This is a genomic window from Breznakia pachnodae (assembly GCF_030814225.1).
In the GTDB taxonomy this organism is placed as follows: Bacteria; Bacillota_I; Bacilli_A; order Erysipelotrichales; family Erysipelotrichaceae; genus Breznakia; species Breznakia pachnodae.
Genome location: NZ_JAUSUR010000008.1, coordinates 101547 through 127872 on the forward strand (window position 1 = coordinate 101547; position 26326 = coordinate 127872).

The window sequence follows — 26326 nt, forward strand, 5'->3', positions numbered from 1 at the left end:
ATTACTCCCCTTTTACCTTGGCATCAATAATTCCATCATCAAATCTTATATGAAGCAAGTCATCCTTTTTAACATCATGGATGCTGCGTACAATAGTTCCATCATCTTTGCTTGTAATACTATATCCACGTTTTAGAATATGTAATGGATTATAGGCATCAAGCAGTGACATATTTCTTTCTAAATGCTTTTTGTGTTGTTCCACCTGGATACCAGCTATATGTTTGATATGCTGAGCAATCTCATTCAACTGGTGTCTTTGCTGTTGGAAATACACTTCACTGTGACTAAGACGATTGATATTCATCATCAAACGCATTTTATCATCTTTTAACAGTGCATCACTACTAGTTAGCACAGGTTTTTCTTTAAAATACTCTATTTGCATTCGTTTGTCTTCTAAAATCGTTTTCATTCGTGTTTCTAACATCCGTGCTTGTGTTTCAATACGATTTGTCACATCTACAATATTTGGTGTGACCAGTTCAGCTGCAGCGCTTGGCGTAGCTGCTCTCGCATCACTTACATAATCCACTAATGTTGTATCCGTTTCATGACCAACACCGCTGACAATGCATGTCTGAGCGTTATAAATCACTCTTGCCAGTTCTTCGCTGTTGAAGCACCATAAATCTTCGATACTTCCACCACCACGAACCAGCAATATCAGTTCATGTTTGTTATCAGCTAACTGAACATTACGAATCAAATCCGCTGCCGCCTGTTCACCTTGTACAAGACTAGGATACAGTTTTACCTTAGCAAGTGGCCAACGTCTTTCAATAATCGATAATACATCCTGAATTGCTGCACCAGTTCTCGCACTAATGACTGCAATATCCATTGGATATTTAGGAATTGGCTTCTTGTGTACAGCATCAAACAAACCTTCCGCAAGTAACTTCTTCTTCAGTTGTTCAAACGCCAGAAATAAATCACCCACACCATCACTTTGAATCTTTGTAACATATAATTGAATGTTTCCTTGCGGTTCATAAAGTGAAACACTACAAGTAACAATTACTTTCATTCCTTCTTTTAATGCAAGATTCATCTTTTGTGCACTTGTTTTAAACATTACACAATTCATCTTTGCACTGTTATCTTTTAAACTAAAATACAAATGACCACTACGATGATTGGTAAAGTTACTGATTTCCCCACTTACCATTAATGTACGTAGTCGCATATCTTGTTCAATAGATTTTTTTAAGTATGAGACAAGGCTACTGACGCGAATTACATCACTCATAGTTTGTCCAGTACTCCATTAATAAATTTATAAGTATCATCGTCACAGTACTTTTTAGCCAATACAACTGCTTCATCAATAATCACTTGTCTTTGCGCTGTTTCAAACTCTATTTCACAAAGTGCAATCACTAAAATTGCCCGTTCGATATAACCCAAACGCTCAAATGTCCAATCATCCTTCAGTACACTGTTGATACGTTCAACATATGCATCAAGATTTGATGTTGCATCAATTGTTATTGTATACAAAAAAGGACTAACTTTGTTTCCAATTTTCTCATTTTCAAGCAGTACTCGCTTAATATCTTTTTCTAATAAAAAACTTTGATAGAGACTTGTCATTGCAAGCTCTCTGGTCTCATGACGATTCATATAAAACTCCTTATCCATACATTTAGTATTTTACCATAAAACTACTATTATTTATATTACTATTTACTACTATTTAGCGAAAAAAAAGAATAGTTACCTATTCTTTAAAGTCGAATCCACTTACCTTGATTGCAACCTCTTCCGCTTCAATATCACACATATGTTTTATATTGTTATAGATATTGTGCTGCAGGTTTGCACAGACTTCCTGAACGTTTGAATTATATTTCACTTTCACATTCACTAAGATGTGAAGACGTTCGTTTACGACCTTTGAAGTGATACCACTTTTAAAAGGCATTGTGTCAACTAATTCAACACGTTTATCTTCATCGATACAAATCATCGCGATTGAAGAAAATACATTTGTACTTAATGCGACAATTCCTTTTTCTTTTGTTTGCATTGCAATATATTCTTGTGCCATTTTCATCACCATCCTTACTTATTATAGCATACTTTTTAATGAAATATATCTTTTAATAAAGAATGTAGTTCATCGCGATATCCATCACGATAATGCTCAAAATCTTTATAGTTAATTACTCTTTGTTCTAACTCGTCCAAGAAATCTGAAAACTTCTCATGAACCAGTGAAATCTTTGAATTATGTACAATCTGAATATCATCTACCATACATAACACATCAGCAAATATCTCCATACAGTCTTCTCTGATTGCTTCCGCATCTTTAATTGGAATACCTGAGAAACGTTTCTCATAAGCATCCAAATCAACAAGATAACTCTTTAGAACACTCAAGAACAATTGGAAGTCCTCAGCATTATTACCTGGTTCAATTGCAAAAAGAATCCTAAAGAATACAAACCATTCATAATCTGCATTCATTTTTCCTAATAGATAATTCCCCATTACTTCATTGAATGGATCATCACCCAAGATACAGGCGCCCATCTCAATTGGCTGTTCAAAGTCAATTTCAGCATCTTGCAAATGCGAGAATAAATGTAATAACTGAAATATCTGATTATTATCACTTGCACTTTGAATATTCTTTTTAAATATATAATGTCCTAGTATGTTAGAAGTTTCTCTTATATCCAAGGTAAAACCAATAGAATCTTCAATTTTCTTTGCACATAAATCATTAATTGCTTTTGATATCAGATCCTCAAATGAGATACGGTCCAAGAAACTTGATGACACTTGATTCTCTGTCCCCATTTGATCATAAATGATATGTAACTGTCGATCCACAATAGTAAGATTTGCTTTAATGGAAGCCAATAAATCTTTCATCACTCCACCAGCAGCAATATAATTTGTATTTTTATATACTAAACGATGTTCAATATCACCCCAGAATGAATTAACTAGAGACTTAATCTGCAGTTCAAAGTTTATTTTATGATCACCATTCCCATAATATCCATCAATTCGATAGATTGCAAATCCGTTCTTTTGTGATTGAGGTTGATGTGGTTCTAAATCTAAAGCGATGTGACCAAAATTTTCACATGTATAAAATCCATCTTCTTGCTTTACAACAAATAAATCTTTTAATGCTTTATAAATATGAAATTCATCTTCAATAAAACGACAGTCAATCTTTAATCCAATCAAATCACTTAAGTTTGCTAATATATCTTCTGGCGTATCATATTTTAAGTAATAACGATTACGAATAATTTTCGCTCTTAAACTATCGCCTTCTTTAATTCTAGTAGTTACATCCAATGCCAAATCACGATCCAAAATTGATAATAATGTATATTTTAATTCTTTTCGTATAACTTGATATTCTTCTTTGTTCTGATTCAACAAATCAATGGTGGCATCGATTTTATCAAATAATTCTAGTTTCATGTTACTTACTCCTAACTGTCTCTACATCAATATTTAGTTGCTTAATCAATTCTTCTTTGCTGTTAAACTTTAACTCATCTCGTAAGTATTCACCGAATCCCATAGAAATATGCTGATCATATATATCCTGATCAAAATCTAAAATACAGGCTTCAATTGATACATTTTTTTGATAGTTCAACGTTGGGTTATGACCAACATTAATCATAGCTTTATATGTAACGTCCTTATAAGTTACTGTACCTGCATAAACACCAATTTTTGGAATAATATAGCTTCCATCCATTTTTAGGTTTGCAGTTGGAAATCCTATTAATCGACCTACCTGATTACCTTCGATAACAGTACCTTCAATTTCATAGTTACTTCCTAAACATTTTGATACAAATTCCATATTCCCATCCATGATTGCTTTTTCAATTGTTGATGAAGCTACCTTCTGTCCATCAATCAAAATCATATCACAGATGATTGCAGGAATATATTGTTCAAGATAGTATATATCGCCTTCATTCTTCTTGGCGAATTTAAAGTCATCACCAGTTACTACCATTTGTATATTCAGTGATTTTAGTAATTCAATAAATTCATCCTTTGATAGTCCTGCCATTGCTTTATCAAAATGAAGCAAATAACATCGTTCAATCCCAAATGCTTCGATTTTCTTTAATCGTTTTGCTGGAGGTGTAATGTTCGTTACCTCTCGTTCTGGAAATAACACATGCCATGGATCATCATGGAATGTGACACACGCCGATAGAATTCCTTTCTCTTTTGCGGCTGATTTTGTCTTTTCAATCAGTTCCTGGTGTCCTTTATGAATACCATCAAAAAAACCAATACAGGCAACTGATGGCTCTTTTATCTTTATTTCTTTGTTTGCAAATATTTCAATAATTTCCATTACCATAGTCCTCTTATACTTTTGAATACATCGCCTTGTAAGCGTTCATAGACAGCAATACATTTGCTTTCATTAACCATACATATACGATCTTCCTTTGTTTTTACTTTTACTTTTTTACCATGATAGATATCCTCTATCGGTTCATATGCAATAAATTCCAAATGAGATAACATTGATTCAATTGGATGAAACATCACATTGTCCAATGATAAAGTTTCAAGTTCTTGTGCATCTTCTAGTGTAAAGCGTCCAACTTTACTGCGAACAAGTGATGACATACAACCTAGATTATCACTTTTCTTTGCGATATCTACACATAGGGAACGAATATAGGTTCCACTACTACAGTGTACACGGAATTTATATTCTTTATCATCCAACACTTCTGTTTCAAATATTTCAACTTGACGGGTTGGTATTTCTACTTCTTCACCTTTTCTTGCATATTCATATAATTTTTTACCGTTTACTTTAATACTAGATACTTTCGGTGGAGTTTGTGTGATAACTCCTTGAAAAGAACTTAAAACATCTTTGAAATCATCAATTATTGTTACTTCTTTTTCTTCTAACACATCACCCCAGATATCATCTGTAAAGGTACGTTTACCTAGTTGTAGTGTAGCGATATACTCTTTATCAATATCCTCGATAAACGGAAGAATCTTAGTTGCCTTCCCCACTAGCACTAAAAGAACACCAGTAGCATTTGGATCCAATGTTCCAGTATGACCGATTTTCTTTGTTTTTAAAATCTTTCTTAATTTGAATACTACATCATGACTTGTCATGCCTGCAGGTTTATTAATTACTACTACTCCATCCATTTTATCACCTTTTGTATTATAACACTTTATATTTGCATATGCTATAATAGTAAGCAGGTGAAATTATGCAAAAAATACTAAAATACTTAAGAAAAGCTGATCAGGATTACCATTTGATCGAGGCAAACGATAAAGTAGCAATTGGAGTTTCTGGTGGTAAAGATTCAATGCTGCTATTAAAAGCACTAAGTGAATACCAAAAATTTAAACATAAAGATTTTGAAATTATTGCGATTCATTTGAAAATGGGGTTTCCTAATATGGATTCAACAATCATTGAGGAATATTGTAAGCAAATTGATATACCTTATTATGAAGAAGAAGTACCGATTTATGAAATACTGAAACATTATGAGAAACAAGATGGACGTCTTGACTGCAGTCGCTGTTCTAATTTAAAACGTGGAGCAATTGTAAATGCGGCAAAGGAACATAATTGTACAAAGATTGCATTTGCTCATCATGGCGATGATGCAGTAGAGACGTTCTTGTTAAATGCTATATATGGAGGTAAGTTATCTACTTTTCAACCAAAGATTTACTATGCAGATAATGAGATATCATTTATCAGACCACTTGTATATGTGCATGAAAAAGATATTATCTCTGCAGTAAAAAGACTTGAAATACCAGTTGTGAAAAGCACTTGTCCTCAAGATGGGAACAGCCGACGCCAGGATATGAAAGAACTGTTAGATCAACTGTATAAGCAATATCCTGAATCCAGAAAGAACCTGCTAAGTATGTTATCAAACTCAGCAATTCATCTTTGGGACAAAGAATCTTAATTATAAATTATGGAGGTCAGTATGGATGCACTAATTAATAAAATAAAAAACGAAGGAATTGTAATAAATGAAAATATATTAAAAGTTGATTCTTTCTTAAATCATCAAATTGATGCAAACCTGATGGAAGAAGTTGCAGAAGAATTTTATAACTATTTCAAAAATGATAACATCACTAAGATTCTAACAATTGAATCTAGTGGTATCGCTCCTGCTGTATTGTGTGGATTGAAATTCAATGTTCCAGTAGTGTTTGTAAAGAAGAGTGTTCCATCAACGATTACGAATGCTTACCAGGCAACTGTTCATTCCTATACGAAAAACAAGAGTTATACTGCCAGCGTAGATAAACGATTCTTAAATGATGAGGATAATATTTTGTTTATCGATGATTTCCTGGCTAATGGAGAAGCATTTAGAGGTGTGGAATCAATTGTACAACAATCTAAAGCTAATTTATGTGCTGTTGGAATCTTGATTGAAAAAGCCTACCAGGATGGACATGCTTATATTATTAATCAAGGATATAAGTTTAAAGCATTGGCAAGTATTGAATCAATGAATGAAAATCAAATCAATTTTATAAAATAAAAAACCTGTTTCTTAATTATGAGACAGGTTTTCATTAATTTCTTTTTAACGTCTAGGAGGAGAGTTTTCCCCTGTAAATACAGGTGGGAATTCTGCATGACCTTCTTAGGATCCCCAAGCAATGCAAAGGTCTTCAACACCAAGGCATGACATCCGAACTCCCTTATCTCTAAGTGTCGGAAAAATATTAGCTCCTAGACACTATTATTATAGTTAATGACAAGAAAAAAAGCCAGTCTTGTAATTAATTTTATTTTATGCTTAAATTTTATAATTACAAAAAAAGAGGATGCTACTCCTCTTCTACGATTTTTAAATGTAATTCTTCCAGCTGCGATTCATCAACTTTACTAGGTGCTCCACTCATCATACAACGTGCTGCGGCATTCTTAGGGAATGCGATTACATCACGAATAGAATCTGATTTTGTTAAAATCATTGCTACACGGTCAAGTCCGAATGCGAACCCTCCATGAGGTGGTGTTCCATACTTAAATGCATCAACAAAGAAACCAAAACGTTCTTTTATTTCTTCATCTGAGAATCCAAGAATAGAGAACATTTTCTTTTGAAGTTCATTACTGTAAATACGCAATGATCCCCCACCGACTTCATAACCATTCAATACCATGTCATATGCAGCAGCATGGACATCCTGTGGTCTGCTGTCTAAAAGTTCTACCTCTTCTTCTTTTGGCAGTGTAAATGGATGGTGACGTGCGTAGAAACGTCCATCTTCTTCACTGTATTCAAGTAATGGGAAGTCAGTTACCCATAGGAATGAGAAATCATCTTTACTAGTAAGCTCCATAACATCAGCAAAATGAAGACGTAATGCTCCTAATACTTCACATACGGTTGTCCAATTATCACTACTAATTAATATTAAATCATTATCTTTTAAATTTAATACTTCTGTAAGGTTAGCAATTTCTTCATCACTAAAGAATTTTACAACGCCACCTTCTAATGTTTGATTTAAGTATTTGATTGCAACCAAACCTTTTGCGCCATATTTTTTCGCAAGGTCTGTCAGTTTATCAATTTCTTTTCTAGACATATCGGCTTTTCCAGGAACAACAATTGCTTTAATAGCACCATTACTAGCCACAACATCTTTAAACACCTTAAATTCAGAGTTCTTAAATACATCTTTTACGTCTTGTAACTCTAAACCAAAACGATTATCTGGTTTATCACTTCCATAACGATTCATTGCTTCATCAAATGGAATTCTTAAAAAAGGAATTTGAATATCAAGATTACATACTTCCTTCATAACTTTCTTCATCATATTTTCAAGCATTGTTTGTATTTCTACTTCACTTAAGAAGGATGCTTCAATATCCAACTGAGTAAAATCAGGTTGACGGTCTGCTCTTAAATCTTCATCACGGAAACAACGCGCTACTTGATAGTAACGTTCAAATCCTGAAATCATTAATAGTTGTTTAAACAATTGTGGCGATTGAGGAAGTGCGTAGAACTCTCCTGTATGAATACGGCTAGGAACTAAGTAATCACGTGCACCCTCTGGTGTTGATTTTGTCAGGATTGGTGTTTCCACTTCCACAAATTCCATGTCATCTAGATAATTACGCATGATTTTGGTAATTTTATGACGAGTAATCATTTTTTGTTGCATTAATGGACGACGTAAGTCCAGGTAACGATATGTAAATCTAGTATCTTCTAATGCATCTGTTTCATCTGCAATAATTAGTGGTGTTGTTTCAGCACTATTTACAATTTCAACATTTGATACTTTAATTTCAATATCTCCGGTTGGCAGTTTATCATTTTTATCTTTACGCTCAGCAACCAATCCTTTTACATGTAAGATGTATTCATTTCTTACACTTTGAATTTCTTTTGCTTTTTCTTCATCAAATACTAATTGAGTAATTCCACTGCGGTCTCGTAAATCAATAAAAACAAGTGCTCCAAAGTTTCTGCGTTTCGCAACCCAACCAATTAGTTCCACTTCTTGATTGACATGTTCAATTCTTAATTCTCCATTATTATGTGTTCGATTCATCTTCTATCCTACTTTCCACATGTACACTCGTCACCGCAAGTGCATTCATGTTCTTCATTATCATTTAATTCATCCATTGCATCCACAATATCTTCACTGGCTACTACTTTTTGTTCCTGTGTTGCAATTTCTTTAATAGTTACAGTACCATTCTCTAAATCTTTCTCACCTAGAATAATCGCAAATTTTGCATTCTTACGCTCAACACTCTTAAACTGTGCCTTGAATGAACGATTCAAATAATCACGTTCACAAGTATATCCTGCAGCACGAAGCATCGTTGCTATTTTTAACGCCTCCAGAGACGCTTTTTCACTTAGACAAAGAATGTATGCATCTAAGCTCTCATCCTCGCTTAAATCAATTCCCTCGCCTTCCAGCGCGATAATTAAACGTTCAATTCCCATGGCAAACCCAATTCCTGATAGTTCAGGTCCACCAAAGTACTCAACAAGACCATCATAGCGACCTCCAGCGAATACTGTGGACTGAGATCCCATTTGATCATTCGTTGATACTACTTCAAATACGGTGTCTGTGTAGTAGTCAAGTCCTCTAACCAAACGATCATCAATTTCATATGGAATACCTAGTGCATCCAATCCATTGCATACTGCATCAAAATATTCTTTAGATTCTTTATTTAGATAATCCCCCATCTTTGGAGCTGTTCTCATAATTTCGGTATCGTGATCAACTTTACAATCCAAAAGACGAAGTGGGTTCTGATCAAGACGACGCTTACAATCTCCACACATATCATCAATACCTTTTGAGAAGTGTTCTTTTAATGCTACTTTATAATTATTACGACTTTCATCATCACCCAATGTGTTTAATAATACTTTCAGTTCACTAAGTCCTAATGCAGATACAATTGAATAACCAAGTGCAATCGTTTCAACATCTAACATTGGATTCTTCACTCCAATTACTTCTACCCCAAATTGGTGGAAGATGCGCTGACGTCCTTTTTGGGGTCTTTCATAGCGGAACTGTGGTCCAATATAATACATTTTCGCAGGCAAATCACCTTCTCCAAACATTTTGTGTTGGACAAAGCTTCTTACAACTCCAGCAGTCATTTCTGGTCGCAATGTTAATGAATCTTTTCCATTGATAGTAAATGTATACATTTCTTTATTCACCATATCACTTGAATCATTTTCGCGTTTAAATACACCAGTATCTTCAAAGATTGGTGTTCTTATTTCTTTATAATCATATAGCATACAAAATTGTCTGACGACATCTTCAATACGGTGCCATTTTTCAATATCCTTTGGTAAGATATCATTTGTACCTCTTGGTGTTTGAAATTGTTTCATATTACTTCCTCCTTATATAAAATAAAAACGCCCTTATCGCTAAGGACGTATATAACTACGCGGTACCACCTTAGTTCATATCTACTATAGATATGCACTCAAACCTTGTAACGTAAGGGTGTCGGCTGTGATTAGCAGCATCTCCAAAGCGTCCTTTTTATTGAACTAACAGAAACTCTCACCAGCTGTTTCCTCTCTATGCTTATTTCAATAAAAAGCTCTCTATCATTGACTATATGCTATAGTTTATCATTTACATTTAAAAATAGCAACCATTCTGAGAAAAACAGCATATCAAACCAAACAAAAGAAAAGAACTACCTATATTTCAGATAGTTCTTATGATTATAGTATTACTCTTTCTACTGAGATGACACTGATAATTTTACGCAAGTTTGCCATAAGATTTTTCAGGTGCTCTGCATTATGAACCAATACCGTTAATTTGGTAGTTGCATGTATTCCATCATCATTCACTTTTGAATCTACATGCTGCAGATTTACTTTACACTGTGAAGAGACAGTTACAATGTCACTCAACAAGAAATTACGGTCTGTCGAATGAACAACAAGATTTACTGCATAAGTTTTAGAAGTAGATACTTCATCATCCCACTCTACATCAATCAGACGATCTTTAATATCTTGGACGTTTGGACAGTCCCTTCGATGAACCTTAACCCCTTGTCCTTTGGTAATGTAACCAACAATGTCATCACCAGGAATTGGTGAACAACATGGTGCCAAAGAGATTACGATACTATCAATTCCAGGAACAGTAACTCCATACTTACTTGTTGAACGTTCACGCCCATCACTCTTTTGTTGAGAAGGACGAATATCAATGTCTTTTAATGCAGTTTGCCCAATCTTTTGATTTGTCAGTTTTTCGATAACCGTAGGCATTGATACTGCCTTACAGTAAATAGCATAATACAAATCCGTATTGGTATTCATCTTTAACTGACCAGCTAAAGTATCAATATGCTTATTAGTCATATACTCTTTTGCGTCAAATCCACGACGAGTAAGTTCCGCTTCCAGCATGGATTTCCCTTTTTCTGCATCTGCTTCTTTTTCTTCCTGTTTTACCCTTTGGAAATAAGAACGAATTTTATTTCTAGCATGATTTGATTTTACAATCTTCAACCAGTCTTCACTAGGTGTTGAAGATTTATTTGTTTTAACATTTACTACATCACCAGTTTTTAGTTGGGTATTTAATGGAACCAACACTCCATTAACTGTAGCTCCAATTGTCTGATGTCCTACCTCAGTATGAATTCGATATGCAAAATCCAGCGGTGTTGATCCACTTGGTAAAGCAATTACTTTTCCTTTTGGACTCATTACATATACATTTGCTTCAAATATATCTTTACTGATTAAATTCATAAATGATTTTGCATCTTCATCTACATCTTCACTCATTAAAGCAAAGTCTTTGAACCAGTGTAATTGTTCTTCAATTTCTTTTTGCTGTTGTTCTTTCACATAATTATTTTCTTTATAACGCCAGTGAGCAGCAACCCCACGTTCAGCAATTTCATCCATATGCTCCGTACGAATCTGCACTTCAAAGATAGTTCCTTCCATTCCAACAATTGTTGTATGTAAAGACTGATACATATTCATCTTTGGCATTGCAATATAATCCTTAAATCTGCCAGGAATTGGCGTATACTTTGCATGGATATATCCTAATATCTCATAACAGGCAACCTCTGTATTCGTAATAATACGAATTGCCAATAAATCCAGAATTTCCTCAAATCGTTTATTCTTATTTACCATCTTTTTATAGATACTGTACAAATGCTTGCTTCTACCAAATAAACGATATGGAATCTTATGTTCATCTAAAATTTTAGAAAAATCAGAAATCATCATTTCTACCTGTGAATCTCTTTCGCTTTTACGATCTTCCACAAGTTTTGCAATTTCATAATATTTTTCAGGATTTAAATAATGAAAACTTAAATCTTCCAGTTCATTCTTAATTTCACTAATCCCTAAACGGTGTGCAATTGGAGCATATACATCTAGAGTTTCAGCAGCAATTTTCTTTTGCTTTTCCGGCTTCATAAACTGAAGCGTTCTCATATTGTGCAAACGGTCAGCAAGTTTAATTAATATAACACGCACATCGTTTGCCATCGCAATAAAAATCTTACGATGATTACTAGCAAGATATTCTTCTTCATCGTTAAATTTCAAATGACCAATTTTTGTTACTGCTTCAACCAAAGTGAATACTTCTGTACCAAAACGTTCAATGAAGTCTTCTTCAGTTACATCACAGTCTTCTATCACATCATGCAAAAGACCAGCAGCAATGGTTTTAGGACCAGTTCTTAAATCTGCTAATATCTTTGCTACGTGAAGAACATGAATGACATATGGCTCACCACTTTTGCGAAATTGTGGCTTATGCATTTTCTCAGCGAATTCATAGGCATCAGTAATTAATTTGATATTCTCTTCTTTTTTGATATAGAGTTTGGCTTCAGCTAAAACTTCTTCAAATTCAATTAACTTTTCATCCATGCTCTCACCCCCTTTTTTATTGTTACAATTATATCACATACAGGTAAAATAAAAAGTGTTAACACACTTTTATTGATATATAATTAGTGAATTTACTTCATAGTTATCAAGTAAATCTCTACCTTTTAAATCCGCCAGTTCAATTAGGAAGTTACATCCAACAACTTCACCCCCTAGTTTTTCAACTAAATCAATTGTTCCTTTGACTGTACCACCAGTAGCAAGTAAGTCATCAATGATCAATACCCTTTGACCTTTTTTGATTGCATCCGCATGAATATGTAGTTCATTTGTTCCATATTCTAAATCATATTCGATTGATTCTGTTGCTCTAGGTAATTTACCTGGTTTACGAATTGGAACAAATCCAATCTCTAATTCATATGCAACTGGACAACCAAAGATAAATCCTCTAGATTCTGGTCCTACAATTACATCTGCATTTACTTTTTTCGCGAATTCTACCATTTCATTGCATGCTGCACGAAATGCTTTTCCATTTTGCATGATTGGTGTAATGTCGCGAAACAACACGCCATCAATAGGAAAATCCTGTATTTCTGCTATATAATCTTTATAATCCATAAGTCACCTCTAGTGCTATTCTAACACATCATCAACCATCATGTTAATAGATTTTTTATTTCTGAACATATTAATTCCTAAATCACCAATAAATGATAAAGGACGATTTGCCAACTTATTTAATAAATGGCCATGTTGGAAATATAAATACTCCATTGTTGGTGATACAAACTTTAAATGCAAACCATTACTCATGGTAGAAACTTGCAACTCACTATCATTAATCAAAAATTTTGGTTTTTCAAAGTCAACACCAAATGGTTCTAATTTGCTTAATGATTCAATTTCTCTAAATGATATATCTTGTGGTTCTAATCGAATATAAGACTGATGTTCTTCTTCAAACTCTTCATCACATTTCATCTGACTATAGTCAATTAAATCTTCTAATACAGATTCATGAAGCGATATTCCTGCAGCTTGTCTGTGCCCACCAAAGCTCAATAACTGATCTTTGAACTCATCGAAGAACGTAGAAACATCTATTCCAATACTGCGAATACTACCTTTCAGAATATCTTCACTCTGACTCAACACCATAACTGGTCGTTGGTATTTTTTACTGATTTTTGCAGCTACCACACCATTCAAACCTTCGTGAAATTCAGGACTATGAACAATAATAAATGATTGACTGTCATCTACCTGTTGTAGTGCAATCTTTTCGTTTGTGCTACTAATTTTTTTTCTTGTTTCATTCAAACGATTAATTTGTGTAGCAACTTTCTTTAATGAATCATGATCTCTCATCAGCAAATAACGAACAAGTGTGTTCACATTTGCCTGATCAGCCAATCTTCCTAAACTATTTAATTTTGGTACAATCTGAAATGCAATCTTTGTTGTATCCCAGTGATTACTCGTGTCAGCTAATAATGTAATCGCAGGAAAATCCATTTGCTTCAACAACTGAATTCCCTCTTTGATAATGACACGGTTTGCATCTAATGCTCCTACCATATCTCCGATTGTCGCAATACAAGCTAAAACGGTATGATATGGATCATCACCAATCAAACGTTTACTAATTAAATATGCTAATCCTGCACCACAGAGTCTTCCATAGAAAGGATCCAACACATTTGGATGTAAGAAATAATCATATACTAAATCTTCATCGTCATATGCATGATGATCACTTAATATAACAGTAACGTTATGATCTTTTGCATATTGAAGTTCCTCAGTTGCCTTTACACCATTATCCACTGTAATCAAAATACTATAATCTTTTTCTACAGCTGCTTTTACAGTATCAAGACTTACTCCATACCCTTCTTTAAATCGGTCAGGAATATAATACCCACATTGGCAGCCAAAACGCGTTAAAGCATCATACAGGATTGTTGTTGAACAAACTCCATCACAGTCATAGTCACCACAAATCATAATCTTTTCATTGTTTACTTTCGCAGCTTGTAATCTATCAATGATTGGGTCAAGAAAACTCAAATCAAATTGTGATGTAAGCATATCCTGATGTAAGATTTGATCAATCATCAGATCATCAAGATGCTTGCTTGCAAGTACTTTTGAAGCAATTGTACCTAACTTATATTTCTCTTGTAATTCTTTATAATTATTTATCTCTAACTCTTCATATATCATAGTAAAAAACTCCTGTGATTATCATACCATAAAACGTAAGCCTTGGTTTACTTTTTGCCAAAGAAAAACCAGAAGAGAGATTCTCTTCTGGTAATTAGTTTTTAATAATCATTCACTCCTGGAATAATATGTTCTTCTACTTCATCAATTTTTTTACGTTTCTTTTTCGTTTTATTTTTATGTTTGAATTTAATACGTAAACGATACCACAGTTGTGCTGCAATAAATAATGATGAATTTGCACCAGCGATAAGTCCAACTAGAAGTGCAATATTGAAGTCAAAGATATTACGGCTTCCAAGCGCTAACAAACAAATAACTGGAATAATTGTAGTTACTGTTGTAATGATTGAACGAACAACCGTTTCTTGAAGTGACTTATTAACAATTTCACGATATTGATCATTGGTAATTGCCTTACGACCATATGAAGCAACATTTTCACGCATTCTATCAAAAATAACTATGGAGTCATTAATCGAATACCCAATAATTGTTAGAATTACTGCAATAATATCAGTAGATATTTCCATACGGAAGATTGCGAATACTGCCAAGATAATCAATACGTCATGAATAAGCGCAACAATACCACTAGCTGCATAATCCCATTTGAATCGGAAACTAACATAAATCAGTATCGCAATCCATGAAAGAATTGACATAATAAATGCATTCTTTACTAATTCCTGACCAATAATTGGTGAAACTGTAGAATCTGATGTTTCTGCATTGTATGTTTCACTCATATAAGCGTTCACTGCATCACGTTGTTCTTCAGTGATTGCTTTTTTGATTGATACAGTAGCTACATCATTATCATCACCTGAAATCGTAATTTTACTTGTTTTAATACCAAGATCTTCAAATTCTTTTTCCAGTGTTGAAGACTTCAATGACTGATCTGCATCAATTGTAATTTTTGTACCACTAGAGAAATCAATACCTAAGTTAAATACTCCATTTCCTCCAGCACCATTTACAGCCATTGAACCAATTCCAAACACTAAGATAGCAATTGAAACCATCCAGAAATATTTTGCATTCTTAATAAAGTCAAATTTATCAAAGAATGAATTGTTTTTCTTTGTTTCACCTAAAGTTAAGTTAGGAATATCTGATTCTTTAATTCCAAACCAGCTCTTCTTGTTGTCCAAGTATCCACTCTTAACAACTTGTCCCAGTAAGAAACGAACAATAGAAACATTAAATACAATTGCTAAGATTGTTGAAATCATTAACATCGTAGCAAATCCTTTTACACTTCCAGTTCCAAAAGAATACAGAATTACAGCTGATAATAATGTTGTAATTTGAGAATCCAGAATCGTAGATAACGATTTATGGTTTCCTTCTTTATAAGCTTGTTTTACGCTTCGACCAGACAACAAACAGTCTTTTATACGCTCAAAGGTAATAACACTACTATCAACAGCCATACCTACCCCAAGTACTAAGGCAGCAATACCACTAAGGGTAAATACACCACCCATTGCAGTATATACAACCAGTACGCCAAGTGTATAAGCAGCAACAGCCACTCCTGAAATAATACCTGTAAAACGGTATAATAAAATCATAAATACAATAATTGCAGCAATTCCAATTCCACCAGCAAGGATTGTCGAGTCGAACGCACCTTCTCCCAGGTTTGGACTTACTACATTTGAATAAACTTCAGTCATTTGGAAATTCAATGATCCAGAGTTTAATAAGTCTACTAATTGTTGAGCTTCTGCTTCTGTAAATCCACCAGAGATAACAACTGTATCACTGTTTAAACCTTCACTTACAGTAGCTGTTGAAATATATGCAGGACCTCCATCATCTTCTGATACTTTTGATTCTGCTGCATACGATTGACCTTCTTTGTAGTCCAACCATGTAACCATAAGCTTATCTGAAGTTTGTGATAATGCACTTGTTGCTTCATAGAATTTATCAGTATCTGCAATCTTCAGTTGAACAACTGGTGAACCATCTTGATATGATAAAGAAGCTCCACCTTCTGTTAAAACAGTAGCATCCATTAATAAATTATCACTTGTGTCCCTAAATGATAATGTTGCAGTGCTTGAAATAACATTACGTGCTTCTTCATTATCTGATATACCAGCTAATTGTACACGGATACGATTTCCTTCCACAGTGATTTCTGGTTCACTAACCCCTAATACGTTAATTCTTTTAGAAACGGCACTTGCTACAGCTGACATATCTACGCTGTCTTTACTAGCACCTTCCAGTGGTTTTATTTCATATAGAATTTCAAAACCACCTTTTAAATCTAACCCTAAATTCATGTTGTTGATGGCACTTTGTGCAAAGATACCAACAATGCTGATTAAGGCTAACATTGTACATGCAAATACAATCAGTCTTTTCTTAATCATCCAATTCTCCTCTCAGTATTCCATTAATACTATCTAACTCTAGTTTCGAACCCTGTTCGATGGCATTCAGAGACAAATACGTAACTACTTTTGCTACATCCAAATTCATAATATCATTTACTGCATCATTCATGTTTGTAACATTTTTATTCCTCCAGACAAATTCCGTAAGCGTACGAGATACTTGTCTGTATGTAAGTGAAGCTAGTTTTTCTCTTTTCAGCTGATTTGTTTTTAGCGTAAGGGCCAACTGAACATCCTTACTTGTTAAGATTTTATCACTTACCATATCTTCTCCTCAATACATACTGTAATATTATAAAACATTTTCATCAAAAAACCAAAAAAAATTGTAAGATATTACATTGCTAAGATTTTTTCTTTTAATTTTTCATATTGGTTTGTTTTTATATGTCCTAATTGTGACTCTCTAAAGTCACTTCCAAACGCACCTCTGCTTAGTACAACAATTGGTGGCATTTGAATTCGTTTGAACACTGCATTATGGAATGTTCTAAGCAACCATTCCAAATCATTTATAAATGCTTCAGGTTCATTTAAACCATAATGCATGATCCATTTACCAATTTCAGTCTGGTAAATACTGCCATCTAAATAAGACTCCATAAACATTTCTATATTCCCTGTTGGATATTCCAATAACTTCTGTAATATATAATCATGATAGTACCATTTCATTGGATCTAACTGATTTTCTTTCAACTCAGCACTTGGAGGCATTTCCCATTTAATCTCACCATCAACAATTTCTGGAATTAGTGAATTCGAAATTACTTCCTTTTCAAAATAAGCATTTAAATCTCTGGCAACTTGAAATGCCTGGACTTTGGTTAAATCCCCAATTGGTGAAATTGCACCAATGCTATCACCATACAATGTACAATAGCCAAGAGCAACTTCAATTTTATTTGCATTATTAACAATCACTCCATTTTCAACAGACGCAAACGTTGACAACAAATGTCCTCGAATTCTCGCTTGAATATTCTCTTCAGTTAAGGTGTGATACGGTGGTTTATAACCATACGCTTCCAGCGTATCTAAAGATGCCTTGTTGATATCTTCAATACTGCCTTCACGTATTTCAATATCAAGACGTTCCGCTAATAATCGAGCATTGCCTTTAGTTGTATCTGAATTGTACTTACTAGCAAGGTTATACCCAGTTATTCTATCTTTTCCTAATGCTTTGACAAGCAGAGCAGCATTGATGCAACTATCAATCCCTCCACTTAAACCAATAATCCATTTTGGTTGAAACGGAAACACTTGAGCATCAAATTCATATACTGCATGCGTCAGTGCACTTAATATCTTGTTTTCACAACGTTGTGCAATTGACATATTTTCAAAATCAAAAATTTTATATTCTTCATTAAACTCATCATTCAAAGAGAACACTAAATCTCCTTGTTGATCATAAACACTACTATCACCATCAAACACAACAACATTCTTTCCAGTGTTTTGCATTCCACAGGCGTTTAGATAGAATACCATTGGCATCTTCTCTTTTAGCTGTTGTGCATGCTTCTTTAGTTGTTTGTTTCTGGAAACCTCCTTATTCAACGTATAAGGACTTGTTGAAACATTAACAATAAAATCAACGTTCTGATTAGCATAGATACTTGTAACATCAACACTGTAGTCAAAACTCCAGATATCTTCACAAACTTCTAAACCAATACGATATGTTTTGTCTTGATGCTCAAACAGGAATGGCGAAATTAATCCATCCATTGTTTGGAATAAGTAGTTGGATACTTCAATACCACTTAAGAAGTAACGTGAATCATCAAAGAAACGATAATCAGGATTCAAATGCTTGATGTGAATCCCATCAAGAAGACCATTTTCTTTTTTTACCCACTGTTTGTTGTATGCAAAGAAACTAGCATTGAAACGCGCTTTTCTGCCATCTCTACCACGTTCAACATTTTCAATTGGAGAATAGTAAAGATTACCAAAGATAATACCAATACCATCTGATAACTCTTTAATTCTTTCATTGTAGGAAGCTACATCTTCACAGAATGCATGATCAAGAAACTGATCCTGTAACATATATCCACTGATGCACATTTCAGGAAATACAACGATATCTGCATGGTCATTTTTTGCCTTTTCAACATAATTTTTTAACACTTCAAAATTATGTTCACATTTCCCACTTTTCACATTCATTTGAACTAACGCTATTTGCATACTTCTACCTCTCTTATAAAAACTTCGATTTATCACTATCGTAAGAAAAGATGAAATATTCATCTCATCTTTTGCTGCATCATTCATTTTATACTTTATTTTCTAATATAATGAATTAATGTAAATCCTTCTTTTTTCTCTTTTGCTTCTATTATAAAATCATCTTCATCAAACATTGGAAAGAATGTATCTCCTTCATAGTGCTCATCCACTAATGAAATCCACATCTCATCTACCCAAGGCAATGCATATTCATAGATTTTAGCTCCACCACATACATAAAGAATTTCGTCTTTATGCTTATATTCTTCCAATAACTTATCAAAATCATGAACCACTGTTACATTTTCATGATCAAATGAATAGTCCTCATTTCTGGTAATAATATAAGTATGACGTTTTGGCAGTGGTTTCTTCATTGCATCAAAGGTTGTTCTTCCCATTACGATGTCATGATTTAGTGTGATTGCACGAAATGTCTTTAAATCTTCTGGAAGATTCCAAGGCATCCAGCCATCTTTTCCAATCACATGATTATCGCCAATTGCTACAACTAGTGAAACCATTAGACACTAACCTTCCCTACTAATTTACCATGACTTTGGTAATCTTCAAGCTTAATATCATCAATTGTGAAATCAAAAATTGAAGTCACATCTTTATTTAATACTAGTTTTGATAAAGGTAATGGTTCTCTTTCCATTTGTGTTCTTACTACATCAAAGTGATCTTTGTAGATATGTGCATCACCAAGTGTGTGAACAAATTCTTTTGCTTCATACCCACATACTTGAGCAATCATTGCAGTCATAAGTGCATATGATGCAATATTGAAAGGTACTCCTAAAAATACATCTGCACTTCTTTGGTATAACTGACAAGATAAGTATTTCTTATCTGCACTTACATAGAACTGCAGGAATGCATGACAAGGTGGAAGAGCCATTTTATCAACTTGTGCTGGATTCCACGCTGAAATAATATGTCTTCTTGAGAAAGGATTATTTTTTAACCCATCAATTAATCGTTGAACCTGGTCAATTCCTTCTCCATTAAAGTCTCGCCATTGTTTACCATAAACAGGACCTAATTCGCCATGTTTCGCAGCAAACTCATCACTTTCTTTAATCTTTTCTACAAACTCTTCTAATGTTTCACCTTGGTAATCATCAGACTTTGTATAGTTTTCGTATGGCCATTCATTCCAGATACGAACATTACGGTCAACCAGATACTTAATATTTGTATCTCCTTTTAAGAACCACAATAACTCTTCTGCGATTGGTCTTAAAAACAATTTCTTTGTTGTCATTAGTGGGAATCCATCTAATAAGTTATATCTTGTTTGATATCCAAATACACTTCTTGTACCAGTTCCAGTACGATCATCACGGTCTTCACCGTTTTCTAAAATGTACTCACACATGTCTAAATATTGTTTCATTTTACTTTTCTCCTTTTAATTGCATAATTTCTTCATCACTAAGAAAACGATAATCACCTTCTTCTAGCGATGAATCCAAGAGTAATGTGCCTACTCTTATCCGCTTTAGATATAATACCTCATTTCCTACTGCATGGAACATTCTTTTGACCTGATGAAATTTTCCTTCTGTCAGAATCATATGAACTATCGTATCTTCTTTTTTTATTATTTTTGCTGGCTTTGTATATTCTTCATCAATCAGAACACCAGTTTCTAGTTTGATAATATCATCATCACTTAGTGGTTTCTCAAGTTCTACATAATATTCTTTTTCAACATGATGTTTTGGTGAAAGTAAATTGTGAGAGAACTTTCCATCATTTGTAAGTATCAGCAAACCTACTGTATCAACATCCAAACGACCTACTGGAAACAAATCCAGTGCAAAGTCTTCTTCAATCAGATGAAGTACACTTGGATCAAGTTCATCTACAGTTGAACTGATATAGCCTTCAGGTTTATTCAACATCAAATAGTAGAATTCCTGATAAAAAACAGGCATTTCATCATATACTATCTTATCATTTATTTCGTCAATTTTTGTATCATCATTACGACAGACTTCACCATTAACCGTGATAAAACCCTGACGTATTAATTTCTTTACTTCTTTTCTGGTTCCTAATTTGGCATGAGCCAAATACTTATCTAATCGCATCATTTTCTGAATCTTCCTTTGAACTTTTCACTTATTGTACTTAAGTCAAATCCAAATATCGATTGTGGAATATGACAATATGCTGTGATTCCAAAGTAAGCAAGACAACAAATGATTCCCATAATACCTAAATAAATCAGACTGATAATTCTGTTTCCAGTGTAATCAATCATTCCAAAGAAATTAAATACAAGACTTACTAAGTAGAATCCACCAATACCAATTAACATAAATATAATTTTACGTAAGGTGTAGCGCCATTTCACTTTATAATTTCTTTGAATAATAATGATATTTAATCCAGCAAATATTGCATAAGCAATAAAACTCGAAAGAACCATACCACCTACTCCAACCATTGAAATAAGCCAACGGTTGGTCACGATTTTAATAAGTGCAAAGATCATTGTTGTGAAGATAATTTTCTTTCTTTGACCTACTGACATTACTAGTGATGAGAAGATTGGACAAATCGTTGCTGATAATCCTTCTAAAGCAAACCACTTTAATATCATTGTATAGGTCTCTAAATTCTCTCCAGTTGGTCCGTATAATGTATAAATAATCGGTTTCGCAAATACAAATAATGCAAAACAGATTGGTAATGCAATATATACAACTGATTCAACACAATTGGAAATATACTTTTGAACCAATCCTGGTTGTCTGCGTTCTCTGGCTTCCGTAATATATGGATAAATAGCTGAGCTAAACCCAGGAGCTAGAATCATAGGTATTGCAATTAATTTCATTGCCTTATAATAAACTCCATCTTTATAGAGATTAATAACACTAGCATCGCTAATACCAAAGGCTTTCATACCTGGTACAAAGTCCCACTGGTTAATGATGGTATCACAATACCCAAAAACCGCAGTAATTAAGAACGGAATTGCCAGAAAAATTAATTCTTTGAATAATTCTTTAGAATCTCTACTTTCTCCATCCTGTTGTTTCGCTAAACGTTTAATTGGTAATACTTTTTTTCGATCATAACTTTTGATATATAGAATAGTCAGAAATCCAGCTACTGAAGTTGCAATAACTCCAAAATAAACAGCCCATATTCTATCTGCATTAAATACATAAATTGCAATACAACTTACTCCTAAAAGAAATACAATACGAACAATCTGCTCAACAACCTGAGAAGCTGAATATATTTGCATTTCCTTCATTCCCTGATAAAAGCCTCGAAAACTACTAAGGACAGGAATAATGAAAATTGCCAGTGACAATAAAATCAATGTCATTCTCATTGCTGGGATTGAACTTTCATCTGCAGCTATCTGAGTTGCGATTGGTGTACTGAATATTACCATAAAACACATACAGATAAATCCCAATGCAAGCATTGTATAAAAAGAAATTTTCTTTACCAGCAATGCTGTTTTATAATCTTCACGTGTTAAATAACGAGATACTAATGTAGCAATTGCAAATGGTAAACCTGCAGATGCAATCATTAGAATATAAGAATACACATTATATGCTTCAGAATAAATTGCTCTATTTTCACTTGTCTGCAGAATTGCATCAAAAGGAATTGTATAAAATAAACTTAAAAATTTAGAAATTAATAAACCAGCACTCGAAATCAATCCACCAGTTAATAATGATTGTTTTCTGTTACTCATTGCCAACCTCGCTTACAACTTCCCCATTTACCACATTAAATGTAAAAAATACATTTGTTTCTGTACTTGTCTGTGAATCCTTATAGAAAGAAACAATTACATAAACGCTAAAGTCTCCTGTATCTGACAAACCATTCACTGCCAGTCCTTTAGGATATCCTTTTTCTGCATCCACTTGATTAGGCACCAGCGAATATGTATCATCATCAAGAATTCCTGCATTTGGAATCATATTCGCATCATTATCATAATTAACATTCATTGCCATAAGCTTCACTTGATTCATAATAATCTGTGGCTCATCAACAATAACTGTATAAGAGTACTTACCATTATCAAGTTGTGTAACTTCCATACGATAACTAAATGGAATATTATAGGATAATGTTCCATTATTTGATATTAACTGATTCTTATATTCTTCATAAAGACTATATTTTGCTTCATCATTGCCGTTGTCATCTGATCCACAACCACTTATTAAAAAGAGCACACACAATGATAGAATAATTATTTTTTTCATATCACTACCTCGTTATGATTATAACACAATTCACCAAGAGAAAAATAAGAAAAATAAGTGATAATCGAAACATCAAAGATCAGCTTATAAATTAAAAATGCACAGCAAAGGAATATCCTTTACTTATGCATTTCTATCCTTTTACTTTTTTCGCAATTTTTAAAATTGTATTAAAAACGCTTGTTGTAAGCATAAAGTCACCAATATACTCACAAACATATCCGTTAAATCCTTTTTTGAATTCATACACACCATATTCTGGATCTTTCTTATCAAAACATCCAGTGATACCTCTGAAATTATAACGCTTATAGTCATGTTTAATTCCCCAACGTATCATATACCATTGTATTGCATATTGAGCATAGAAATTCATATACTTGTCATAGCTTCCACTAAACATATATGTAATCTCATCACCATACATAATAAACATGGCTGCAGACAATGGAATCATTTCACCATCTGCTCGTAGCTCTTCTGCTTCTTTTAATCGTTTGGTTAAACTGTTTACCAACACTCCAAGTTCTTTGGTTTTTCCCGAATCTGGATTCTTCTCAAAATTACGTTTATATTTTTCTTCTTCTTTATTTAACTCATTCTGCATTTTTTCAATATATGCTTCAACATTTAAATAAGCGACTAAATACTTAATCTGATCATCTTCAATAAATTGTTTGTAAGCACTTTGATAATATTCAAGTGTTCTATCTTCAAAGTTACGACGTTTTGACGTATCTTCTGTAATCTTTTTAAACTCGCCTAATTCATCATATCCAAGTTCTTTTATTTCAATACAGAACTTCTCAGTCTTTTTAATAATATTACGATGATTCTGTTTCATCTCTTTAAAGATTGTTTGCTCATCTTTACCTTCTAAATCAAGCATAAAAACCCAACGAACATCTTTTGTATAGTCATACTGAGTAATAAACCCATTATGACGATATCCAAGTTCTTTCAAATAATCAACCAATGTTCCGTTATCCTCTCCATCAGGAACAATATCTCCATCAATGTTTCGCTCTTTATGAATTACCAGAGGATTCATATTTAATTCAAATCCTTTTTTTGACTTTACAAACTTCTTTATTTCCGTAGTAAAAAAAGCAACTAGCTCTTTATCATTAAAATCCAATAAAGGTCCACTAGGCGCCGAAAAGTAATATTGATTTGCTTTGTTTTTTAACGCAATCAGACGAGCAGCACCAACTAATGCATTATCTCTTCTGATTCCAACATAATATACATTCTCCCACCCAGTAGCCTTCGATACAGGATCCATCTTTGAACACTGTAAATAATTCTTTAAGGGATGAGTGCTTGCGAATGCATCAAATTCCGCAACTGATATTTCTTCAAATTTCATTTGTCACCTGCTAACTATTCCTAATTTCATTTCCTCACTATTATACACGTTAACTATTGATATCTCAAGACGAAAGAAAGTCATTCTTGCGAATGACTTCCAATTATATAATTATCTGCTATTTACTTTCTACAACGTAGTAGTTACGCTTTCCTCTTTTGATGATGGAATAGTCTTTGTAAATCGATTGATTTTTATCAACGATGTAATCAACATCACTGATTTTTTCACCGTTTACTTGAATACTGTTTCCACTAATCCATTCTCTTGCTTCACGTTTACTAGAAGCAATGTTAGCATCAACTAAACAATCAACTAAGTTAAGTCCATCATTTACTTCCATGATTTCAAATCCTTTAATTGCATCTGCAACTTCGTCTTGCGACAAGTCTTTTAGGTTTCCTTTGAATAAAGCATTGGTAATTTTTACTGCTTTATCATATTCTGCTTCACCATGTAAGAAGGTTACCACTTCGCGTCCTAACACTTTTTGTGCTTCTCTGCGGAATGGTTCAGTTTTTACTTTCTCTTCTAACTCATCAATTACTTCTTTATCTAAGAAGGTAAGTTTCTTTAAGTAATCTACAACTTTTTCATCTTCTGAGTTTACTAAAAACTGATACATTTCATATGAAGATGTCTGTTCTTTATCTAACCAGATTGCATTTCCTTCACTCTTACCAAACTTTGTACCATCAGCTTTTGTGATTAGTGGCATTGTGAAACCATACGCTTCTTTCCCTAACTTCTTACGAATCAGTTCAATACCAGCAGTAATATTCCCCCACTGATCCTGACCACCTACCTGCAATACACAATCTTTATGTTCATAAAGGTGCAGGAAATCCAGTGCCTGAAGGATCATATAAGAGAATTCTGTATACGTAATTCCGATATCCATTCTTGATTTCACCGTTTCTTTTGCCAGCATATAGTTTAAGTTAAAGTATTTACCGTAATCTCTTAAATAATCAATAAAATGAATATCTTTCATCCAGTCATAGTTATTAACCACTTCAAAACCAAATAATTCTTCTACTTGTTTTCTAAGTTTTTTATAGTTGTAATCCAACTGTTCCTTTGTAATCATTGGACGTTCTGTATTTGGCTTTGGATCACCAATTAATCCAGTTCCACCACCAACTAAAAGAATTGGATGATGTCCTGCATCTTTTAAACGTTTGGCAATCAAAAAACTAGAGTAATGTCCAATATGAAGAGTATCTCCAGTTGGATCAGTTCCAATATAGAAGGTAATCCCTCCAGCATTTAGTTTTTCTTCTAAATCCGTACTACTGATATCATTAATCAGTCCACGCCATTTTAATTCATCAAATAATTTCATTTCTTCTCCTCCAATAA

At 33.5% G+C, this 26326-nt stretch carries 23 protein-coding genes and 1 other annotated feature; of the genes, 2 read left to right on the plus strand and 21 right to left on the minus strand.

Features of this window, described 5'->3' with window-relative positions:
• Position 1: 1 nt before the first annotated feature.
• The 6 genes from xseA to truB form a co-directional block, all read right to left on the minus strand.
• On the minus strand, positions 2-1252 hold the full coding sequence (xseA, locus tag J2S15_RS17840; protein ID WP_307410964.1) for an exodeoxyribonuclease VII large subunit: 1251 nt from the start codon (positions 1250-1252) through the stop codon (positions 2-4).
• The gene (gene nusB / locus J2S15_RS17845) at positions 1249-1626 is read right to left on the minus strand and encodes a transcription antitermination factor NusB (RefSeq protein WP_307410967.1); all 378 of its coding nucleotides are present in this window, start codon (positions 1624-1626) and stop codon (positions 1249-1251) included. The genes xseA and nusB overlap by 4 nt, the downstream gene beginning before the upstream one ends.
• Before the next feature lie 97 nt (positions 1627-1723).
• Entirely contained in the window at positions 1724-2053 is a 330-nt protein-coding gene (locus tag J2S15_RS17850) for an Asp23/Gls24 family envelope stress response protein (RefSeq protein ID WP_307410970.1), read from the minus strand.
• A gap of 35 nt (positions 2054-2088) precedes the next feature.
• Positions 2089-3453, minus strand: a complete 1365-nt coding sequence (locus J2S15_RS17855) for a GTP pyrophosphokinase (RefSeq protein WP_307410971.1) — start codon at positions 3451-3453, stop codon at positions 2089-2091.
• Position 3454: 1 nt separating this feature from the next.
• Complete coding sequence (locus J2S15_RS17860; protein ID WP_307410974.1) at positions 3455-4357, minus strand: bifunctional riboflavin kinase/FAD synthetase; 903 nt, start codon at positions 4355-4357, stop codon at positions 3455-3457.
• Entirely contained in the window at positions 4357-5187 is an 831-nt protein-coding gene (truB, locus tag J2S15_RS17865; protein WP_307410975.1) for a tRNA pseudouridine(55) synthase TruB, read from the minus strand. The genes J2S15_RS17860 and truB overlap by 1 nt, the downstream gene beginning before the upstream one ends.
• 65 nt (positions 5188-5252) lie before the next feature.
• On the opposite strand from truB, the gene J2S15_RS17870 reads away from it, so the two are divergent.
• On the plus strand, positions 5253-5975 hold the full coding sequence (locus J2S15_RS17870) for a tRNA 2-thiocytidine biosynthesis TtcA family protein (protein WP_307410978.1): 723 nt from the start codon (positions 5253-5255) through the stop codon (positions 5973-5975).
• A 21-nt stretch (positions 5976-5996) separates the two neighbouring features.
• Entirely contained in the window at positions 5997-6566 is a 570-nt protein-coding gene (locus J2S15_RS17875; RefSeq protein ID WP_307410980.1) for a xanthine phosphoribosyltransferase, read from the plus strand.
• 292 nt (positions 6567-6858) lie between these two features.
• On the opposite strand, the gene aspS is transcribed toward J2S15_RS17875, so the two are convergent.
• The 15 genes from aspS to tyrS all read right to left on the minus strand — a co-directional run bounded on the left by aspS (position 6859) and on the right by tyrS (position 26309).
• Entirely contained in the window at positions 6859-8604 is a 1746-nt protein-coding gene (aspS, locus tag J2S15_RS17880) for an aspartate--tRNA ligase (protein ID WP_307410983.1), read from the minus strand.
• 8 nt (positions 8605-8612) lie between these two features.
• Positions 8613-9932 (minus strand): histidine--tRNA ligase, encoded by a 1320-nt coding sequence (hisS, locus tag J2S15_RS17885; RefSeq protein WP_307410986.1) that lies wholly within the window; start codon positions 9930-9932, stop codon positions 8613-8615.
• Between the two features lie 38 nt (positions 9933-9970).
• Positions 9971-10170 (minus strand) — a binding site (T-box leader).
• A gap of 107 nt (positions 10171-10277) precedes the next feature.
• Positions 10278-12479 (minus strand): RelA/SpoT family protein, encoded by a 2202-nt coding sequence (locus tag J2S15_RS17890; RefSeq protein ID WP_307410988.1) that lies wholly within the window; start codon positions 12477-12479, stop codon positions 10278-10280.
• Between the two features lie 69 nt (positions 12480-12548).
• Positions 12549-13064 (minus strand): adenine phosphoribosyltransferase, encoded by a 516-nt coding sequence (locus J2S15_RS17895; protein ID WP_307410990.1) that lies wholly within the window; start codon positions 13062-13064, stop codon positions 12549-12551.
• Positions 13065-13079: 15 nt separating this feature from the next.
• Positions 13080-14672, minus strand: coding sequence for a single-stranded-DNA-specific exonuclease RecJ (locus tag J2S15_RS17900; RefSeq protein WP_307410992.1), 1593 nt, complete (start codon positions 14670-14672; stop codon positions 13080-13082).
• A 101-nt stretch (positions 14673-14773) separates the two neighbouring features.
• Entirely contained in the window at positions 14774-17065 is a 2292-nt protein-coding gene (secF, locus tag J2S15_RS17905; RefSeq protein ID WP_307410994.1) for a protein translocase subunit SecF, read from the minus strand.
• Entirely contained in the window at positions 17058-17354 is a 297-nt protein-coding gene (locus tag J2S15_RS17910; RefSeq protein ID WP_307410997.1) for a post-transcriptional regulator, read from the minus strand. Before J2S15_RS17910 ends, secF begins: the two co-directional genes overlap by 8 nt.
• A gap of 71 nt (positions 17355-17425) precedes the next feature.
• Positions 17426-19291, minus strand: a complete 1866-nt coding sequence (nadE, locus tag J2S15_RS17915; RefSeq protein ID WP_307411002.1) for an NAD(+) synthase — start codon at positions 19289-19291, stop codon at positions 17426-17428.
• A 95-nt stretch (positions 19292-19386) separates the two neighbouring features.
• A complete protein-coding gene (locus J2S15_RS17920; protein WP_307411004.1) occupies positions 19387-19857 on the minus strand; it encodes a dihydrofolate reductase in 471 nt (156 codons plus the stop codon).
• On the minus strand, positions 19857-20735 hold the full coding sequence (gene thyA / locus J2S15_RS17925) for a thymidylate synthase (RefSeq protein ID WP_307411006.1): 879 nt from the start codon (positions 20733-20735) through the stop codon (positions 19857-19859). Before thyA ends, J2S15_RS17920 begins: the two co-directional genes overlap by 1 nt.
• 1 nt (position 20736) lies before the next feature.
• Entirely contained in the window at positions 20737-21438 is a 702-nt protein-coding gene (locus tag J2S15_RS17930; protein WP_307411009.1) for a pseudouridine synthase, read from the minus strand.
• On the minus strand, positions 21435-23072 hold the full coding sequence (locus J2S15_RS17935; RefSeq protein ID WP_307411011.1) for a polysaccharide biosynthesis protein: 1638 nt from the start codon (positions 23070-23072) through the stop codon (positions 21435-21437). Before J2S15_RS17935 ends, J2S15_RS17930 begins: the two co-directional genes overlap by 4 nt.
• Positions 23065-23595, minus strand: a complete 531-nt coding sequence (locus J2S15_RS17940) for a hypothetical protein (protein ID WP_307411014.1) — start codon at positions 23593-23595, stop codon at positions 23065-23067. Before J2S15_RS17940 ends, J2S15_RS17935 begins: the two co-directional genes overlap by 8 nt.
• Before the next feature lie 133 nt (positions 23596-23728).
• A complete protein-coding gene (locus J2S15_RS17945; RefSeq protein WP_307411016.1) occupies positions 23729-24964 on the minus strand; it encodes a peptidoglycan bridge formation glycyltransferase FemA/FemB family protein in 1236 nt (411 codons plus the stop codon).
• Between the two features lie 118 nt (positions 24965-25082).
• Positions 25083-26309 carry a tyrosine--tRNA ligase gene (gene tyrS, locus J2S15_RS17950; RefSeq protein ID WP_307411018.1) on the minus strand — a complete coding sequence of 409 codons (1227 nt, stop codon included), beginning with the start codon at positions 26307-26309 and terminating at the stop codon, positions 25083-25085.
• Positions 26310-26326 lie beyond the last annotated feature (17 nt).

Excerpts from the sequence above, each read along its gene's own strand:
- xseA (WP_307410964.1), bottom strand. The coding sequence starts at position 1,252 with ATGAGTGATGTAATTCGCGTCAGTAGCCTTGTCTCATACTTAAAAAAA.
- J2S15_RS17860 (WP_307410974.1), bottom strand. The coding sequence starts at position 4,357 with ATGGAAATTATTGAAATATTTGCAAACAAAGAAATAAAGATAAAAGAG.
- J2S15_RS17930 (WP_307411009.1), bottom strand. The coding sequence starts at position 21,438 with ATGATGCGATTAGATAAGTATTTGGCTCATGCCAAATTAGGAACCAGA.
- truB (WP_307410975.1), bottom strand. The coding sequence starts at position 5,187 with ATGGATGGAGTAGTAGTAATTAATAAACCTGCAGGCATGACAAGTCAT.
- J2S15_RS17895 (WP_307410990.1), bottom strand. The coding sequence starts at position 13,064 with ATGGATTATAAAGATTATATAGCAGAAATACAGGATTTTCCTATTGAT.
- J2S15_RS17855 (WP_307410971.1), bottom strand. The coding sequence starts at position 3,453 with ATGAAACTAGAATTATTTGATAAAATCGATGCCACCATTGATTTGTTG.
- J2S15_RS17870 (WP_307410978.1), top strand. The coding sequence starts at position 5,253 with ATGCAAAAAATACTAAAATACTTAAGAAAAGCTGATCAGGATTACCAT.
- J2S15_RS17945 (WP_307411016.1), bottom strand. The coding sequence starts at position 24,964 with ATGAAATTTGAAGAAATATCAGTTGCGGAATTTGATGCATTCGCAAGC.
- nusB (WP_307410967.1), bottom strand. The coding sequence starts at position 1,626 with ATGAATCGTCATGAGACCAGAGAGCTTGCAATGACAAGTCTCTATCAA.
- J2S15_RS17890 (WP_307410988.1), bottom strand. The coding sequence starts at position 12,479 with ATGGATGAAAAGTTAATTGAATTTGAAGAAGTTTTAGCTGAAGCCAAA.
- aspS (WP_307410983.1), bottom strand. The coding sequence starts at position 8,604 with ATGAATCGAACACATAATAATGGAGAATTAAGAATTGAACATGTCAAT.
- J2S15_RS17940 (WP_307411014.1), bottom strand. The coding sequence starts at position 23,595 with ATGAAAAAAATAATTATTCTATCATTGTGTGTGCTCTTTTTAATAAGT.
- tyrS (WP_307411018.1), bottom strand. The coding sequence starts at position 26,309 with ATGAAATTATTTGATGAATTAAAATGGCGTGGACTGATTAATGATATC.
- nadE (WP_307411002.1), bottom strand. The coding sequence starts at position 19,291 with ATGCAAATAGCGTTAGTTCAAATGAATGTGAAAAGTGGGAAATGTGAA.
- hisS (WP_307410986.1), bottom strand. The coding sequence starts at position 9,932 with ATGAAACAATTTCAAACACCAAGAGGTACAAATGATATCTTACCAAAG.
- J2S15_RS17910 (WP_307410997.1), bottom strand. The coding sequence starts at position 17,354 with ATGGTAAGTGATAAAATCTTAACAAGTAAGGATGTTCAGTTGGCCCTT.
- thyA (WP_307411006.1), bottom strand. The coding sequence starts at position 20,735 with ATGAAACAATATTTAGACATGTGTGAGTACATTTTAGAAAACGGTGAA.
- J2S15_RS17850 (WP_307410970.1), bottom strand. The coding sequence starts at position 2,053 with ATGGCACAAGAATATATTGCAATGCAAACAAAAGAAAAAGGAATTGTC.
- J2S15_RS17935 (WP_307411011.1), bottom strand. The coding sequence starts at position 23,072 with ATGAGTAACAGAAAACAATCATTATTAACTGGTGGATTGATTTCGAGT.
- J2S15_RS17900 (WP_307410992.1), bottom strand. The coding sequence starts at position 14,672 with ATGATATATGAAGAGTTAGAGATAAATAATTATAAAGAATTACAAGAG.
- J2S15_RS17920 (WP_307411004.1), bottom strand. The coding sequence starts at position 19,857 with ATGGTTTCACTAGTTGTAGCAATTGGCGATAATCATGTGATTGGAAAA.
- J2S15_RS17875 (WP_307410980.1), top strand. The coding sequence starts at position 5,997 with ATGGATGCACTAATTAATAAAATAAAAAACGAAGGAATTGTAATAAAT.
- secF (WP_307410994.1), bottom strand. The coding sequence starts at position 17,065 with ATGATTAAGAAAAGACTGATTGTATTTGCATGTACAATGTTAGCCTTA.